This window comes from Aurantimonas sp. A3-2-R12, assembly GCF_036016755.1.
Classification (GTDB): domain Bacteria; phylum Pseudomonadota; class Alphaproteobacteria; order Rhizobiales; family Rhizobiaceae; genus Aurantimonas; species Aurantimonas coralicida_A.
The window spans coordinates 36,337-51,578 of sequence record NZ_JAYXIH010000031.1 but is presented as its reverse complement, the minus strand read 5'-3'; the positions used below and the strand labels follow the sequence as shown (position 1 = coordinate 51,578).

General features: G+C 63.7%; 18 protein-coding genes. 8 read left to right on the top strand and 10 right to left on the bottom strand.

Annotation, left to right across the window (positions count from 1 at the left end):
* Positions 1–300: 300 nt before the first annotated feature.
* Entirely contained in the window at positions 301–606 is a 306-nt protein-coding gene (locus VSX60_RS15760; protein ID WP_327625203.1) for a DUF1244 domain-containing protein, read from the bottom strand.
* A 296-nt stretch (positions 607–902) separates the two neighbouring features.
* Between VSX60_RS15760 and VSX60_RS15755 the strand changes: the two genes are divergently transcribed.
* Together VSX60_RS15755 and pyk are read left to right on the top strand one after the other, a co-directional pair.
* Entirely contained in the window at positions 903–1,334 is a 432-nt protein-coding gene (locus VSX60_RS15755) for a DUF1036 domain-containing protein (RefSeq protein WP_327625212.1), read from the top strand.
* Complete coding sequence (gene pyk / locus VSX60_RS15750; RefSeq protein ID WP_327625202.1) at positions 1,331–2,767, top strand: pyruvate kinase; 1,437 nt, start codon at positions 1,331–1,333, stop codon at positions 2,765–2,767. The genes VSX60_RS15755 and pyk overlap by 4 nt, the downstream gene beginning before the upstream one ends.
* A gap of 66 nt (positions 2,768–2,833) precedes the next feature.
* On the opposite strand, the gene VSX60_RS15745 is transcribed toward pyk, so the two are convergent.
* The 6 genes from VSX60_RS15745 to VSX60_RS15720 form a co-directional block, all read right to left on the bottom strand.
* Positions 2,834–3,895: a DMT family transporter gene (locus VSX60_RS15745; RefSeq protein ID WP_327625201.1), complete on the bottom strand. Its 1,062-nt coding sequence runs from the start codon at positions 3,893–3,895 to the stop codon at positions 2,834–2,836.
* A gap of 98 nt (positions 3,896–3,993) precedes the next feature.
* Positions 3,994–4,752: a tetratricopeptide repeat protein gene (locus tag VSX60_RS15740; protein ID WP_327625200.1), complete on the bottom strand. Its 759-nt coding sequence runs from the start codon at positions 4,750–4,752 to the stop codon at positions 3,994–3,996.
* An 87-nt stretch (positions 4,753–4,839) separates the two neighbouring features.
* Positions 4,840–4,965, bottom strand: coding sequence for a type B 50S ribosomal protein L36 (ykgO, locus tag VSX60_RS15735; RefSeq protein ID WP_206452832.1), 126 nt, complete (start codon positions 4,963–4,965; stop codon positions 4,840–4,842).
* A 177-nt stretch (positions 4,966–5,142) separates the two neighbouring features.
* A complete protein-coding gene (locus VSX60_RS15730; RefSeq protein WP_327625199.1) occupies positions 5,143–6,228 on the bottom strand; it encodes a 5-(carboxyamino)imidazole ribonucleotide synthase in 1,086 nt (361 codons plus the stop codon).
* Positions 6,225–6,728, bottom strand: a complete 504-nt coding sequence (gene purE / locus VSX60_RS15725; RefSeq protein WP_327625198.1) for a 5-(carboxyamino)imidazole ribonucleotide mutase — start codon at positions 6,726–6,728, stop codon at positions 6,225–6,227. Before purE ends, VSX60_RS15730 begins: the two co-directional genes overlap by 4 nt.
* Positions 6,725–6,928: a YdcH family protein gene (locus VSX60_RS15720; RefSeq protein WP_442872843.1), complete on the bottom strand. Its 204-nt coding sequence runs from the start codon at positions 6,926–6,928 to the stop codon at positions 6,725–6,727. The genes purE and VSX60_RS15720 overlap by 4 nt, the downstream gene beginning before the upstream one ends.
* Positions 6,929–7,235: 307 nt before the next feature.
* Between VSX60_RS15720 and VSX60_RS15715 the strand changes: the two genes are divergently transcribed.
* Positions 7,236–7,418 carry a YdcH family protein gene (locus tag VSX60_RS15715; RefSeq protein ID WP_442873111.1) on the top strand — a complete coding sequence of 61 codons (183 nt, stop codon included), beginning with the start codon at positions 7,236–7,238 and terminating at the stop codon, positions 7,416–7,418.
* Between the two features lie 72 nt (positions 7,419–7,490).
* Here VSX60_RS15715 and VSX60_RS15710 read toward each other — a convergent pair whose 3' ends face one another.
* The 3 genes from VSX60_RS15710 to VSX60_RS15700 all read right to left on the bottom strand — a co-directional run bounded on the left by VSX60_RS15710 (position 7,491) and on the right by VSX60_RS15700 (position 10,949).
* Positions 7,491–9,122 (bottom strand): acyl-CoA synthetase, encoded by a 1,632-nt coding sequence (locus tag VSX60_RS15710; protein ID WP_327625197.1) that lies wholly within the window; start codon positions 9,120–9,122, stop codon positions 7,491–7,493.
* A gap of 86 nt (positions 9,123–9,208) precedes the next feature.
* Complete coding sequence (locus tag VSX60_RS15705) at positions 9,209–9,967, bottom strand: sulfite exporter TauE/SafE family protein (RefSeq protein ID WP_327625196.1); 759 nt, start codon at positions 9,965–9,967, stop codon at positions 9,209–9,211.
* Positions 9,968–10,355: 388 nt separating this feature from the next.
* Complete coding sequence (locus tag VSX60_RS15700) at positions 10,356–10,949, bottom strand: hypothetical protein (protein ID WP_327625195.1); 594 nt, start codon at positions 10,947–10,949, stop codon at positions 10,356–10,358.
* A 322-nt stretch (positions 10,950–11,271) separates the two neighbouring features.
* Between VSX60_RS15700 and VSX60_RS15695 the strand changes: the two genes are divergently transcribed.
* The 5 genes from VSX60_RS15695 to VSX60_RS15675 all read left to right on the top strand — a co-directional run bounded on the left by VSX60_RS15695 (position 11,272) and on the right by VSX60_RS15675 (position 15,212).
* Positions 11,272–11,502, top strand: a complete 231-nt coding sequence (locus VSX60_RS15695; RefSeq protein ID WP_327625194.1) for a hypothetical protein — start codon at positions 11,272–11,274, stop codon at positions 11,500–11,502.
* Positions 11,503–11,745: 243 nt separating this feature from the next.
* Positions 11,746–12,402 carry a thiamine phosphate synthase gene (locus tag VSX60_RS15690; protein ID WP_327625193.1) on the top strand — a complete coding sequence of 219 codons (657 nt, stop codon included), beginning with the start codon at positions 11,746–11,748 and terminating at the stop codon, positions 12,400–12,402.
* Positions 12,402–13,457, top strand: coding sequence for a tetratricopeptide repeat protein (locus VSX60_RS15685; RefSeq protein WP_327625192.1), 1,056 nt, complete (start codon positions 12,402–12,404; stop codon positions 13,455–13,457). The genes VSX60_RS15690 and VSX60_RS15685 overlap by 1 nt, the downstream gene beginning before the upstream one ends.
* 229 nt (positions 13,458–13,686) lie before the next feature.
* Positions 13,687–14,250 (top strand): elongation factor P, encoded by a 564-nt coding sequence (efp, locus tag VSX60_RS15680; RefSeq protein ID WP_327625191.1) that lies wholly within the window; start codon positions 13,687–13,689, stop codon positions 14,248–14,250.
* Positions 14,251–14,378: 128 nt separating this feature from the next.
* The gene (locus tag VSX60_RS15675; protein WP_327625190.1) at positions 14,379–15,212 is read left to right on the top strand and encodes an inositol monophosphatase family protein; all 834 of its coding nucleotides are present in this window, start codon (positions 14,379–14,381) and stop codon (positions 15,210–15,212) included.
* Positions 15,213–15,242: the final 30 nt, after the last annotated feature.

Below are 15,242 nucleotides of genomic sequence, written 5' to 3'. Positions count from 1 at the left end.
TCATGGCCACCGGCACCAAGCCAGAAACCGTCCGCATTTCCACCGCAGCCGCCTGAAACGGAGCCGCTTCAGTTACACCCCAATTTCCACCACGTTGACGGACACGACCTCGTTGAATGGGTGAACAGGGTAGTTATGCCAACCAGCGGCGATAGGAATCCCTTCGACCGGCCATTGCCTCGACCTTGGCGCTGATGCGCCGCATCGAACTGCGCGTCGCTCCTGACCGGACAAGCCCATTCAGCACATCGAACAGGTCTTACTCACCGCAGGTTGGTGTCGGGCGCGGTCGCACTTTTGTCAGTCGCGCGGCCGAACTTTCTCGAAATGCTGTTGCGCGGCCGGGCCGGCCTCGGTCTGATGTTGCGAGCGCCACTGCTCGTAAGGCATGCCGTAGACGATCTCCCGGGCTTCGTCCTTGTTGATCGCCACACCGTCTGCTTCGGCTGCCTCGCGATACCAGTTGGACAGACAGTTGCGGCAAAAACCGGCGAGGTTCATCAGGTCGATGTTCTGGATGTCCGCCCGCTGCCTTAGATGATCCCGCAACCGGCGAAACGCCGCCGCTTCGTATTCCAGGCGTTGCCTTGCGCTGATCTCGTCCATGTTTCGCTACTCCTCACGTTGGGTGGCGCCTTCGGCCCCGCCCCGACATATCGAGCCGAACCGAACCGGCATCAAGCCCGCGGCATCGAAGATGATGGTATCGCGCCGCACGGGGCTCGAAAGCCACGCCGGGATAGTCTACTGGCAAGAGCGCCCGTGTAAGCCAGCCGGATCGCCGGGTCCACCTCGTTGACAGGTTCGGCCGCTATGCCAAGACTGAAATCATGAGAACAACCGCCTGTTTCGAGGATGGCACGATGATATCAAGATCCCTGCGCCGGCTGCGGAGCGCGGCCATGCTGTGCCTGTTTGCCGCCGGGTTTTTCCTGGCATCAGCTCCAATCGTCGCGGGCGCCGCGCAAGCGGCGTTCCGCGTATGCAACGGCACCCAGTCTCTGGTGGGCGTTGCCATCGGCTATCGCGCCGATGCGGGCTGGACCACGGAGGGCTGGTGGCGCATTCCGGCAACCACATGCAAGACGATCATCGAGGGACCGCTGTCGTCGCGGTATTACTATGTCTATGCCGAGGACGCGGAGGGGCAGGGGCGATGGGCCGGCTCGGTCGACCTTTGCATCGCCGAGAACGAGTTCAAGATCGCGGGCGTGACCGACTGTTTCAAACGGGGCTATCAAAAAATAGGCTTCCGGGAGTATGACACGGGCGAGCAGGCCAGTTGGATGGTTCAACTGACCGAGGCGCCGCGCGAAGGTACGGGGACAAAATGAGACGCAATCGCAGGGTCAAGATCCTCGCAACTCTGGGCCCCGCATCGTCATCGGAAGAGATGATTCGCAAGCTCCACGAAGCCGGTGCTGACGCCTTCCGAATCAATATGAGCCATGCCGACCACGATTTGATGCGTGAGCTGGTCCGGCGCATCCGCAAGGTCGAAACCGATGTCGGGCTTCCGATCGGGATTCTCGCCGATCTGCAGGGACCGAAATTGCGTGTCGCGCAATTTATCGGAGGCAAGGCCGAGCTCACGGTCGGCCAGGATTTCACCCTCGACGACAATTCCGAGCCGGGTGATTCGACCCGCGTCTTCCTGCCCCATCCCGAAATCCTCGAAGCGGTTGAAGTCGGCCATCGGCTGCTGATCGATGACGGACGGTTGCAGCTGGTCTGCACGGAGACGGACAAGCACCGGATCAAATGCCGCGTCGTCGCCGGCAACAAGATTTCCGACCGCAAGGGCGTCAGCCTGCCCGACACGACGCTCGCCACCGGCGCTTTGACCGACAAGGACCGGCGCGATCTCGACGCCGTGCTGGCGGAAAACGTCGATTGGGTCGGGCTGTCCTTCATCCAGCGGCCGGACGATCTTGCCGAGGCGCGCAAGATCTCGCGTGGCCGGGCGTTCCTGATGTCCAAGATCGAGAAGCCCCAGGCGGTCGAGCGTCTGGACGAGATCATCGATCTGTCCGACGGCATCATGGTCGCGCGTGGCGATCTGGGCGTCGAGATGCCGCTCGAAGCGGTTCCCGGCATCCAGAAGCGTATCACGCGCGCCGCCCGCAAGGCCGGCAAGCCGGTCGTCGTGGCGACCCAGATGCTGGAATCGATGATTTCGGCACCGGTTCCGACCCGCGCCGAAGTCTCCGACGTTTCGACGGCCGTCTACGAAGGCGCGGACGCCGTCATGCTCTCGGCCGAATCGGCCGCCGGTCAATATCCGGTCGAAGCGGTCGCGACCATGGACCGGATCGCCGTGCAGGTGGAAAAGGATCCGCTCTATCCGGGCATCATCTTTGCCCAGCGTCCGGCACCGGAAGCCACCGGCGCCGACGCGGTGTCGCTGGCGGCACGGCAGATGGCCGAAACGCTGGGGGTGGCGGTCATCGTCACCTATACGGCGACCGGGACGACCGGGCTCAGGACGGCGCGCGAGCGGCCGAACATCCCGATTCTGGCGCTGTCGCCCGTGGTCGAGACGGCGCGGCGGCTGTCGCTCGTCTGGGGTCTGCACTGCGCGGTGACGGAAGATGCCCAGGATCTCGACGACATGGTCGATCGTGCCTGCCGCATCGCCGTGGAGCATCGCTATGCCCGGGCGGGCCAGCGCTTGATCGTCACCGCCGGCGTGCCGCTCCGGACGCCTGGCGCGACCAACATGCTGCGCATCGCCTATATCGGCTCGGACGGCCTCTCGGCCGTGTGAGGTTGACAAGCATCGGCGCAACCAAACCGTAACAGCAACGGCAATCTGTTTCCCACGGCGCCCATTTTAGCCGTGACCGTGCCGGTGGTGCAGGTCGGGAAAATGCGGATGTTCGTGCCGCATGGGCGCGTGCCGATGCCAGTGCGAATGGGGCTCGCTCACCGGCCCGTCGTGATCATGACCATGGTGCGGATCATGCGTATGGGCGTGATCGTGTTCCAGAATCTCGTGGGCATGCTCGTGATCATGACGCTCGTTCAGATGCAGCCATAGACCAAGAGCCATCAGCGCTCCCGCGATGGCGAATTGAGCGGAGATCCCCTCGCCCAGCAGGATGATGGCCAGAGCGGCTCCGATGAAGGGCGCGAGCGAGAAATAAGCCCCGGTTCGAGCCGTTCCCAAGTGGCGAAGTCCGAGCATGAACATCACGAGGCTGACCCCGACGCCGAAAAAGCCGACGATAGCGCCAGCCGCGACATAGCCGGGCGAAGGCAGCGCCGCGCCGAGCCCGAAAGCCAGAGCCAGATTGACGAAGCCCGCAACGAGGCCCTTGATCATGGCGATCTGAACTGGATCGGCGGACGAGAGTTTGCGGGTCAGGTTATTGTCGATACCCCATGCGAGGCACGCCCCGGCAATCAGCAGCGCGCCCGTATCGAGTTGTAGGCCCTGGCCGTTCCATGTCAGCAAGACTGCCCCGGCCAGAATGGCGAAGGCGCCGAGCAGCAGGCGCCGGTCGACATTTTCCCGAAAGACCAGCCAGGCGATCGCCATCGTCGCCAGACCTTCGAGATTGAGGAGGAGGGAGCCGGACGCAGCGGACGTCAGGGAAAGGCCGAACATCAGTAGAATAGGCCCCACGCCACCGCCGATGACGACGACAGCGGCCAGCCATGGCAGATCGGCTTTGCGTAAAGGAGCTTCGACTCGCGGCAGTCCGATCGCCTGTCGTGCAAAATGGATCGCGGCCAGCCCGAGGCCCGCGCCCACGTAAAGAATTCCGGCCAGCAGCCACGGATCGACCGTGCCAAGCAACAGTTTGGAGAAGGGAGCGGACGCCCCGAACAGCACGGCCGCGCCGAGCGCAAGCGGAACGCCGGGCCAGCGATGGGAATGCAAGTTTTTCATACCTGAAATTAGCACATGCGGACGGCGCCAAGCACCGCCGTGGCGTGATTTTCCAGAACGCAATCACAGGGGGCAGTTTCAATTCGCGAACCCGTTCCTTAGATCGCCGGGCCGACGAGTTCCTCTGACAGCCGCCCGGCCGCGTCCTGAGCCGATTTCAGGGCCGGATAGACCGCAAGCACCCGCAAATAGGTCTCCAGCGCCTTGTCCTTGCGGCCGGTTCGCTCGAGAATCATCGCCAAGCCCATCAAGGCACCCCAGTGGCGCGGCTCGCGCGCAAGGGTCTGTTCGATGTCGGCCAGCGACTTACCCCAGGCTCCGGTGGTGAAATTGAGGGTCGCCCGGCGGTTCCAGGCTTCGGCATAGCCCGGATCGAGGACCAGCGCCTGATCGAGTACGTCGAAAGCGGCGGTGTTCTTCTGCTCGACCATCGCCTCAGCGGCGCGCAGCATCAAAAGATCGACCGTCGCACTGCCGCTCTTGCGCCACAGCCTTTCGATGCCGGCGGCGATCCGCCGTGCCTTGCTGTCCGACGGCTCCTTGCGCAGTTCCGCGAACAACCGATCGCGCTTTTCCGCTGGCGTCTCGTCAGCGGCGCGGCCCTCCGGCTCGTCGGTGGATTCGCTCTCGGCCGTCGGGGCGCCGCCGAAGGCCTCCGGCGCGTCGGTCGCCTCCTCGTCGGGAGGCGGGATCACCATGGGGGGCTGGTCTTCGGGGTGAGGGGCGGTGTCGGGGGATGCCTCAGGATCGACCTGGAAGTCGAACAATGGCGGGGCGGCGTCCTGGGCTGCCGCGGGCAGGGCGAGGAAGCCGGTAACCGCGAGGCCGATCGCACCGGAGATGACAAAGCTGCGCATGCGGAGAGGGTAATTCTCCACAGCGCAGCGTCAATCAGAATTTTCGTGATCGTCGGGGAAGGAGCGGACGCTCGGCTTCCTTTAGAATCAGCCCTGGCGCGCCTTGAAGCGTGGCGCCACCTTGTTGATGATATAGACGCGGCCCTTGCGGCGCACGAGACGATTGGCGCGATGGCGCGAGCGCAGGGACTTGAGCGAGTTCTTGATCTTCATGACATCACCGGATCGTCTGGTGCGACGATCGGATACCCCGCTCCGCCGCAAAATGAGCGGCGCGCCATCGCTGACGCGCCGAAAAGATTGGGGTCGAGATAGCTTCACCGGGCGCGCTTGTCAATGTTGGCGGCCGTGCGGCGGCTGCTTCGACGTCGTGCGAACTGGCTCTTCCGCTCAGACGTTTGCTGGGCCGGTCAACCGCGTGAAGTGCCCCATCTTGCGGCCGGCCCGCGCCTCCGCCTTACCGTAGAGATGAACCAGGACGGCCGGCTCGGTGAGGAGGCTTGTGGCGCGCTTCACATCGTCGCCTATCAGATTTTCCATGACACAGTCGGAATGGCGGGCCGGCGCGCCGAGCGGCAGGCCGGCAACAGCCCGGATGTGCTGCTCGAATTGCGAGATTACGCAGGCGGCTTCGGTCCAGTGGCCGGAATTGTGAACCCTGGGCGCGATCTCGTTGACGAGCAGGCCGCCGTCGGCGCCGACGAAAAACTCGACGCCGATGACGCCGACATATTGCAGCCGTTGGAGAATACGGGACGCGATACCCTTGGCTTCGCGCGCCACGTCCTCGGTGATTTGGCCCGGCACGGTAGAGCGCTGGAGAATGCCAAGCCCATGCACGTTTTCTGCCGGATCGAAGACCGCGATGGTCCCGTCGGTGCCGCGCGCGCCGATGACCGAGCATTCATAAGCAAAGGGGATGCGCCGTTCCAGAATCGACGGAACGCCGCCGAGGCTTTCGAAGACATTGGCAAGCGGCGCGTCCTTGCGGATCGTCGCCTGGCCCTTGCCGTCGTAGCCGAAGCGCCGCGTTTTCAGGATTGCCTCACCGCCAAGCTCGATCATCGCGTGGTTCAGTTCCGCGACGCTGTCGATCGCCCGCCATTCCGCGGTCGCGACGCCGATGCCGTTCAGAAATGCCTTTTCGACTACCCGATCCTGGGCGATTTCCAGCGCGTCAGCGGAGGGATGCAGTGGAACGGCCTGCACCGCGACGCGGAGCGGTTCGACCGGCACGTTCTCGAATTCATAGGTCACGATGTCGCAACGGCCGACCAGTCTGCCCAAAGCGGCGACGTCGTCATAGGCGGCGACCAGCGTCTCGTTCGCCAACTGCGCCGCCGGGCAGGCCGGATCCGGATCGAGCACGATTGTGCGGTAGCCGAGACGGGCGGCCGCCATCGCCAGCATGCGGGCCAGTTGGCCGCCGCCGATGATGCCGATGGTGGAGCCCGGCGGTAGCGGAGCCGAATTCATTCCGCATCCCTTGGAGCCAACGCAACCGAATCGGTCTGCGCCTTGCGCCAGCTGTCCAGCCGGGCGGCCAGTGCCTCGTCCGACAGGGCGAGGACGCTGGCGGCGAGCAAGGCGGCGTTGACCGCGCCGGCCCGCCCGATCGCGAGCGTCCCGACCGGAATGCCCGCCGGCATCTGCACGATCGACAACAGGCTGTCCTTGCCGGAAAGCGCACGGCTTTCAACCGGCACCCCGAAGACCGGCAAGGGGGTCAGGGCGGCGGTCATGCCTGGAAGATGGGCGGCGCCCCCGGCGCCCGCGATGATGACCTTGAAGCCCGCGGCCTTCGCTCCCTGGGCAAATTCGTAGAGCCGCTGCGGTGTGCGGTGGGCGGACACGATACGAGCCTCAAAACCAATGGCGAGCGCGTCGAGCGTGTCGGCGGCGTTCTTCATCACGGCCCAATCCGACTGGCTGCCCATGATGATCGCGACCGGAACGGGGCCTTCCTGTCGCGTCATGCGCTGATATCCGGAATGATCTCGTCCTCGAGATCCTGCAAGCGGTCCTTGATCGTCAACTTCTTCTTCTTCATTCGCTGCACCTGCAAACGGTCGCAGCCGGTCGCTTCCATGGCGTTCACCGCTGCGTCGAAATCGGCGTGCTCCTGGCGCAAGCGCGCGACTTGCAGCCTCAGGCCCGCCTGTTCCTGATCCTCCATTCCCATCCTTTCATGCGGCCGTGGACGCAACCGAATCGGGCCCTGAGGACTTACTGCCCAAGGCACTTCGCCGAGGATTAGCAAAAAGCCCATTCCGGCGATACCGGCCCGATCTTGCCGTTCGACAGTGTGGACGCATTGTGCCACTTTCGAACAGTCGAGGCCACGGCTCTCGAGGCACGCCGTGGCAAACCTTGAAGGGAGACGCACATGTCCTTGGATACTCATCTCGCAACGTTGGAACAACGCCATACGGCGCTTGATCACGAGATTTCGGCGGCACGGATCTCAAAACCGGCGATGAGCGATGCGNATGTCCTTGGATACTCATCTCGCAACGTTGGAACAACGCCATACGGCGCTTGATCACGAGATTTCGGCGGCACGGATCTCAAAACCGGCGATGAGCGATGCGGACCTCAGGGAGATGAAGCGAAAGAAATTGCAGTTGAAGGACGAAATCGAAAGGCTTCGTCAGACCAAGAACTGAATCAGTCCAATCAAAACCGGGCGCGCTGTTCAGCGCGCCCGGTTTTGTGCGTTCGGCCTGCGACGACGGTCGTCAGCCCACCATCTTGCGCAGGACGTATTTCTGAATCTTGCCGGTCGAGGTCTTCGGCACCTCCTCGAACCTGATCTCCTTCGGACATTTGAATCTCGCCAACGTCGCGCGGCAGTGGGCGATCAGGTCTTCGGCCGAGACGCTCTGCCCGGGCTTGAGCTCGACGAAGGCCAGTGGGGTCTCGCCCCATTTGTCGTCGGGCTTGGCGATTACCGCGGCGGTCTGGACCGCCGGATGCAAGTAGAGGGCGTTCTCCACCTCGATCGAGGAGATGTTCTCGCCGCCCGAGATGATGATGTCCTTGGCCCGGTCCTTCAGTTCGATGTAGCCATCCTCGTGCAGGACGCCGAGATCGCCCGAGTGGAACCAGCCGCTACGAAACGCTTCTGCGGAAGCGGCCGGGTTCTTGAGGTAGCCGCGCATGACGATATTGCCGCGAAACATCACCTCGCCGATCGTCTCGCCGTCCGGCGGGGTCCGCTCCATGGTCCGGGAGTCCATCACCGCGAGGTCTTCGAGCGAGGGGTAGCGAACCCCCTGTCGCGCGGTCTGGGCGGCGCGGGCGGGCCCGTCGAGCGCGTCCCATTCGTCCTTCCACTGGTTGACGACGGCAGGGCCGTAGGTCTCGGTCAAACCGTAGAGATGCGTCACCTCGAAGCCGGCGTCGCGCATGCCGGCGAGCACGGCCTGCGGCGGCGGGGCGGCGGCGGTGTTGAAAGTAACCGTCTGGTCGAAAGGGCGCTTGTCCGTTTCCGCTGCGTCGATCAGGATCGCCATGACCACGGGCGCGCCGCACAGATGGGTGACGCGATGATCGGCGATGGCATCGTACATGGCCTTGGCCCGTACCCAGCGCAGGCAGACATGGGTGCCGGCCTCGACGGCCAGGGTCCAGGGAAAGCACCAGCCGTTGCAGTGGAACATCGGCAGCGTCCACAGATAGACCGGATGCCGGCCCATGCCCGAGGCGATGACGTTGGAGTAGCCCATCAGCGCGGCGCCGCGATGGTGATAGACGACGCCTTTGGGATTGCCGGTGGTGCCCGAGGTGTAGTTCAGCGAGATGGCGTCCCATTCGTCGCCGGGCATTTGCCAGTCGTAATCGGGATCGCCCTCGGCCACGAGCGCCTCGTATTCGATCGTTCCAATCGCGTCGCCCTTCTTGGCCGGCGCATCCTCGGCAAAGTCGGGGTCGTCGTAGTCGATGACGATCGGCGTGACGTTCACCCTGGCCAGCGCCTCGGCCATGACGCCGGAAAACTCGCGGTCGACGATGACCATCTTGGCTTCTGCGTGTTCCAGCTGGAAGGCGATGATATCGGCGTCGAGCCGAGTGTTGATCGACAGAAGCACGGCGCCGGCCATCGGCACGCCGTGATGGGCTTCGAGCATCGGGGGCGTGTTGGCCAGCATGACGGCCACGGTCTCGCCCCGCTTGACGCCGCGCTTTTCGATCGCCGAGGCGAGCTGCCTGGAGCGGCGATAGAAATCGCCGTAGCTGCGGCGCAGCGATCCGTGAATGATGGCGATCCGGTCGGGATGGATCAGCGCCGCGCGCGACAGAAAGGTCAGCGGCGTCAGCGGTTGATAATTCGCCGCGTTGCGGTCGAGATGCTCGTCGTAAATGCCCATCGGTCCTCCCCAGTCGGCGCGGTTCGTCGACGCGCCAGCGCATGAGCTATAGAAGATCGCGCGCCCTGCGTCACGGCAAGCAAGGATCAGGGGAGCATAGCGGCGGCGCCGTCGAAAACGAGCTTGAGGCCCACCGGAACGAGCAGGGCATAGGTGAAAATGTAGAACGCGGCGGGATCGACCTTGCGGACGAGCCAGACGCCGATGAGCGTTGCTACCGGGGCGAGCGGCAATAGCACGGCGGAGGTCATCAGATTGCCGGTCGAAAACTGCCCCAGCAGGGAATAGGGCAGCAGCTTGACCCCGTTGACGCCGGCGAAAAACACCGCCGACGTGCCGACATAGATCTGCGGCGAGAGCCGCAAGGGCAATACGTAGATCTGATACGGCGGGCCGCCCGCATGGCTGACGAAGCTCGAAAAGCCGCTGATGGCGCCCCAGACATTTGCCCGGAGCGGGCGGCTTTCCTTCGACTCGCTTCTGTGGCGCGAACGGAAAAACCAGTCGGCGGCGAACCACAGGGCCAGGAGCCCGAGAAGAAGCCGAACGCCGTCGGCCGAGACGAACGCGGCTGTCAGATAGCCAAGGCCAACTCCGCCGATCGCAGCCGGCAGCATGGAGAGGAGCAGGGTGCGATCGAACCTGCCGCGCCAGGCGTAGAGGCTGATGGCATCCATGACGACCATGATCGGCAGGAGAATGCCGGCAGCGGCGACCGGTGAGATGATCATCGCCATCAGCGGGACGCCGACCAGCGATATGGAGCCGCCGAAGCCGCCCTTCGACAAGCCGATGAGCAGAACCGCGGGAATGGCGGCGAGGTAAAAGATAGGGTCTGTGATCACGTTGCGCTCAACCGGTCTTCGTGCGCCGTTCGGCCATTCGGACGCGCAAAGGATGCTCTACCATTTGGATTGAGCATCGGACCAAAAACCGGATTCCCGCTGACCCTCGAACTGTCGGCCGGCTCGACCGTAGCGCCGCTACACTCGTCGCCATGCTCCACGGGGATCGTCTCGGCGAACCGAGTAATAGAACTGCGTCCCTATTATCGTCCGATGCTCTGGGAAGGCGGTCCGGTCAATTGCGCTGAACGAAAGCGGCCTCCCGTCCTTCGACGGGAGGCCGCTGCGATGTCTTGATCCTGCTTCGGAATGCTGCTGGTCGGCGCTCCCCGACTGGAACCGATCACTTTCATGACGTCGGATCGACTCGATCCGACGTCACCGCGATCTAGTGTTCCGCGGCGCCCTGCTTGAGATCCTCGCGCATTCTCTGCGCCTTGATGATGGTCCGGGCATACTGCTCCCAGGTCGAGCGGACCCAGACCAAATTCGCGGTCAGCGCTTCGGCGATGCTTTCGAGTTCATCCAGCGAGTTCAGGTTCTTGTTGAACTGAGTCGCCAGGTCGCCCGAAATATCGCCGGTCTTCGTCGTATCCAGCAACGCTTTCAACGCGCGGCCGTTTTCCTGAACCTCCGGGACGATCCGGGCAAGAGCCTCGTGCAGCCTGGCATGTTCCGTTTCGGCAGATTCAAGCTGGGGCCGCTGCTGCTCCAGGAGGCGGACCGTATTCCTCCAGTCGCGGGCCCGGCGATCCAAGTCGTCGCCCACGCCCTGAAAGCCACCTGCGATGCGACGGGGTAAACGCGCAGTCGTGTCCGACGCACCTTGCGGCGCGGTGTTTTGCACCGCAGTGCCTTGCGTGACGGGCATGGGAGCGCTCGGGACGTTGCGATCGATTTCTCCCGCTGATCCCTTGATAGGCTTGCTGCGCAATATGTCACTGATGCCTGCGTTGAATTCGTCCACCGCATTTGTCGCCATGATACTCTCTCCGACTACTAATCTCGCGACGTGCTTTCACGTTCGACTTTACATTTGCACGAAGCGCCGTGGCGGGCCACCGCTATGTTAACAAGTGGTTAAAATCGCCGCAGTCTTCGCACCCGACGCAATGAATTCGGAGTTCGGAGAGGAATTTCGACCGCGCGGTCGGCGGGCCGCTGGCGTCGTTTTTGAGCCCCGGAAGGTAAGGCTTTGGCGGGGAGTGATAATCCAGCTTATCCACCGCAAAATCATGCCCGTGCGGCCCTCTGTTCACCATGCTGTGCTATTCGGAACTCCTGAGAGGGAGTTGGGGATGCAGATGGAATTGCGCACCCGCGCGGAGGCGTTGGGCGATCTTGCCGGACAGTTTGAATTGCGGGCGGACAGCCTGTGGAAACTGGGCAGGGACTTCGATCACTGGGGTTTGGGCGAAGAGGCGACAGAGGCGCGAGAATGCGCCTGCGCCATGCGGGTCGGTGCTGTGATCAACCGGGCCAAGGCTGCTGGTCTCAGCGCCGAGTTCGCGGCCCCGGATGATTCGTTTTACTGATCACGGCATCTCACGGAATTCGCTTCCGGTCCCTGCTGATGACCGTCTGGCATGGGCAAGGACCGGGATGTTTTCTTCACGTGGGTGATGCGACCGGCTGAAGGAACCGGTTCGGTTCGCGCGGGCCGCCCCTTGGTCTCTGCGTTTATCTGACATCGAAGGTTTCGCTGCCCCCGGTCAATTTGCTAGAAGGGCCGGGAAGACGGGCTGCCGTCGCCGAAATCGGATCGCCAGAACCATTCCATGACCGTCGACCTTGTTATCCGTCCGAGACTTGTCCTCTTGACCACCGCGCTTGGCGATGCCGGCGCGGAGGCCGCGATGCGCGCGGCGCTCGCGGGCGGTGATGTCGCCTCCGTCATTATCGACTCCGCCGGACGCGACTCCGCCTCGTTCCAGCTCTTCGCCGAGGGCCTGGTGCCGGTTATTCAGGCAGCTGGCGCGGCTGCCATCATCGCCGACGACAGCCGTTGCGCGGGCCGGGTCGGAGCCGATGGCATCCATCTGAGCGCGGGCGATCTTCGAGCCCTGGACGAAGCGATGGAGCGATATTCGCCGAAACTGATCGTCGGCGCTTCCGGTTTCGAGACCCGGCATGACGCTCTGGAGGCCGGTGAGCGGCTGCCCGATTATCTGTTTTTCGGTCGCTTCGGTGGCGACGTCGCCGATCCGCCGCACGAAAAGAACCTGGAAATGGCGGAGTGGTGGGCCGAGATCGTCGAGCTTCCCTGTATCGTCATGGCGGGCCGGAGTGTGGACAGCGTGAGCGCCGCGGCGGACACGGGGGTCGAATTCATCGCGCTTTCCGGGGCGGTGTTTGACAAGCAGCAGGAGGCCGGCGCCATGGTCGCGCGGGCGAACGCGATCATCGATAGCTGGATGGAGAGCGAGGCAGCCTAATGCCGTGGTCTTTTCGCCCGTCGATCCGACTCGTCGCAGCCCTGGCCCTGGTTCTCGGCAGCTTGTCCGGAGCCTTGGCGGCCGGGCCCAGCGCTGAGGAAGCAGCAACGGACGCCGACACGTCAGGCTCGGTGCTCGATGGCGCGAGTGGCACAGATCTGCCGGCGCCTTCGGACGCCGCGTCGGAATCCGGCGCGGCAAATGGGGCGGACGATGGCGCGGCGCCCTCGAAAAGCGAATTGGCCTATGGCGCCTTCCAGCGCGGCTTTTATCTGTCGGCGCTGAAGCTTGCCGAGCCGATCGCCAATCTCGGCGATTCCGCGGCCCAGACGCTGCTCGGAGAAATCTATTCCCGTGGTCTGGGAGTCGCCCAGAACCTGAAGGAGGCGGCGCGCTGGTACGAGGCCGCCGCCGCGTCGGGCAGCCCGGAGGGGCAGTTCCGCTACGCGATGATGTTGCTGGACGGTACGGTGGTGGCCCCTGATGTCGCCAAGGCCCGCGATCTGATGAAGGCGGCTGCCGACGAAGGCTTGCCGCTCGCGCAGTACAATTACGGGCAAATGCTGATCGAAGCGGCTCCGACCGCGGGGTTCCAGGAAGCGAAGGACTATTTCGCCAAGGCGGCCCATGCAGGCGTCGCCGACGCGCAATATGCCATGGCGCAGCTTTATGTATACGGGCGAGGGGTTCCCGCCGACTCCATCAAGGCGCGCGCATGGCTGAAGGCCGCGGCCATCAACGGTCAAGATACCGCCCAGGTGGAATACGGTATCTGGCTGGTCAACGGCAAAGGCGGCCCCGCCAAGCTCGAGGACGGGTTCCAGTTTCTCAAGCGTGCCGCCCTGCGCGGCAATCCCATCGCCATCAATCGCATCGCGCATCTTTACAAGGACGGCATCGGCACCGCGCCTGACCGGATGGAGGCGGCCAAATGGTCAGTCCTGGCCAAGCGGGTGGAGAACACCGACCCGGTTCTCGACGATTTCTTCCGAGGCCTCGATCCCGCGACGCAAAAATCCGCCCTCGAAGCGGCAAACCGCTTTCGCTCGAGCTGACGCCGGGGGCGCGACGGCCGGCCGCCTTGAGCGGCGTTCGGGGCCGACCGGCGGCGCGTCGAGGCTTGAATGGATCGGGGATTTATGGTCTTGAGCGCCAACCGGCAGATACAGCGCACCTATTTATCGTCCGACGCCCTCGCGGCGTTGCTGTCGACCATCTAGCCAATCACTGACGCCGCCACGCTCGGACCTCCCGCCGCCGGCGCCGAAACCTTCGAGAGCTTCGATGAAGATCAACGGAAACGAAATTCGCCCAGGCAATGTGATCGAGCACAATGGCGGCCTGTGGGCGGCTGTCAAAACCGCCCATGTTAAGCCGGGCAAGGGCGGTGCCTTTGCCCAGGTCGAGCTCAAGAATCTCATCGACGGCACCAAGCTGAACGAACGCTTCCGGGCTTCCGAGACCGTCGAGCGGGTGCGCCTGGAGCAGAAGGACTATCAGTTTCTCTATGCCGAAGGCGAGATGCTGGTGTTCATGGACACCGAAACCTACGAGCAACTGGAGTTGCAGAAGGAGTTCGTCGGCGAGCGGGCGGCCTTCCTCCAGGATGGCATGATGGTGACCGTCGAAAGCCACGAGGAGAAGCCGATTGGCATCAAGCTGCCCGATCAGGTCGTGCTGTCGATCATCGAGGCCGACCCGGTGGTGAAGGGTCAGACGGCCACCTCGTCCTATAAGCCGGCTGTGATGGAAAACGGCATGCGGGTGATGGTGCCGCCGTTCATCGATTCCGGCGAGAAAATTCTGGTCGACACGAACGAAATCACCTATCTGCGCCGCGCCGACTGAGGCGCTCGACTTTGGGACTGCGCTGCGGCGCACGTCCCAAGATACCGAATGACACCATGTTTGGCGGCACTCATACCCGACGCCTGACGCCGCTCCGGCGGCCACGCCGCATCTGACGAAAGCAACCAATGGCCCGTTCCGCGCTTCTCAATGTGATGACGCAGGCTGCCATGAAGGCCGGCCGAGCCCTGACCCGCGACTTTGGCGAGGTGCAGAATCTCCAGGTGTCCATGAAAGGGCCGGCGGACTTCGTCTCCAATGCCGACCGCCGGGCGGAGGAGATCGTCTACCAGGAGCTGTCTCGTTCCCGTCCGGACTGGGGCTTCCTGATGGAGGAGCGCGGCGTCATCGAGGGCAAGGACCCCCAGCACCGCTGGATCGTCGACCCGCTCGACGGCACCACCAATTTCCTGCATGGCATCCCGATGTTCGCCGTCTCCATCGCTCTGGAGCGTGACGGCCAGATCGTCGCAGGCGTCGTGTTCAACCCGGCGATGGACGAGCTCTATACGGCGGAAAAGGGCGGTGGGGCGTTTCTCAACGACCGGCGTTTGCGGGTGGCAGGGCGCCAGCGACTGCCGGACGCCTTGTTCGGCACGGGAATTCCGTTCCTCGGGCGCGGCGATCATGCCGGCTTCCTCTACGAATTGCGGCAGATCATATCGGAGACCGCCGGCATCCGGCGGATCGGCGCTGCGTCCCTCGACATCGCCTATGTGGCGGCCGGCCGCCTCGACGGCTTCTGGGAGCGGACGCTCAAGCCGTGGGACCTGTCGGCGGGGGCGATCCTGGTCCGCGAAGCCGGTGGGTTCGTCACCGGCATGGATGGCAAGAAGTTCGACCACATCGCCGGCGACATCGTTTGCGGCAACGAGTTTATGCACAAGGCTCTGATCGACCAGTTGCAGCAGGCGGAGGCAAAACGCCAGGCGGTCATGACCAACTCAGCCGCGCCAGTTTAACGATGAATTAATTCAAAGGCGTTCCGGTAA

Coding starts and splice junctions, on each gene's coding strand:
- ykgO (WP_206452832.1), bottom strand. CDS start 4,965: ATGAAGATCAAGAACTCGCTCAAGTCCCTGCGCTCGCGCCATCGCGCC.
- VSX60_RS15740 (WP_327625200.1), bottom strand. CDS start 4,752: ATGCGCAGCTTTGTCATCTCCGGTGCGATCGGCCTCGCGGTTACCGGC.
- efp (WP_327625191.1), top strand. CDS start 13,687: ATGAAGATCAACGGAAACGAAATTCGCCCAGGCAATGTGATCGAGCAC.
- VSX60_RS15745 (WP_327625201.1), bottom strand. CDS start 3,895: ATGAAAAACTTGCATTCCCATCGCTGGCCCGGCGTTCCGCTTGCGCTC.
- VSX60_RS15700 (WP_327625195.1), bottom strand. CDS start 10,949: ATGGCGACAAATGCGGTGGACGAATTCAACGCAGGCATCAGTGACATA.
- VSX60_RS15675 (WP_327625190.1), top strand. CDS start 14,379: ATGGCCCGTTCCGCGCTTCTCAATGTGATGACGCAGGCTGCCATGAAG.
- VSX60_RS15760 (WP_327625203.1), bottom strand. CDS start 606: ATGGACGAGATCAGCGCAAGGCAACGCCTGGAATACGAAGCGGCGGCG.
- VSX60_RS15730 (WP_327625199.1), bottom strand. CDS start 6,228: ATGAATTCGGCTCCGCTACCGCCGGGCTCCACCATCGGCATCATCGGC.
- VSX60_RS15695 (WP_327625194.1), top strand. CDS start 11,272: ATGGAATTGCGCACCCGCGCGGAGGCGTTGGGCGATCTTGCCGGACAG.
- VSX60_RS15720 (WP_442872843.1), bottom strand. CDS start 6,928: ATGGAGGATCAGGAACAGGCGGGCCTGAGGCTGCAAGTCGCGCGCTTG.
- purE (WP_327625198.1), bottom strand. CDS start 6,728: ATGACGCGACAGGAAGGCCCCGTTCCGGTCGCGATCATCATGGGCAGC.
- VSX60_RS15685 (WP_327625192.1), top strand. CDS start 12,402: ATGCCGTGGTCTTTTCGCCCGTCGATCCGACTCGTCGCAGCCCTGGCC.
- VSX60_RS15710 (WP_327625197.1), bottom strand. CDS start 9,122: ATGGGCATTTACGACGAGCATCTCGACCGCAACGCGGCGAATTATCAA.
- VSX60_RS15690 (WP_327625193.1), top strand. CDS start 11,746: ATGACCGTCGACCTTGTTATCCGTCCGAGACTTGTCCTCTTGACCACC.
- VSX60_RS15755 (WP_327625212.1), top strand. CDS start 903: ATGCTGTGCCTGTTTGCCGCCGGGTTTTTCCTGGCATCAGCTCCAATC.
- pyk (WP_327625202.1), top strand. CDS start 1,331: ATGAGACGCAATCGCAGGGTCAAGATCCTCGCAACTCTGGGCCCCGCA.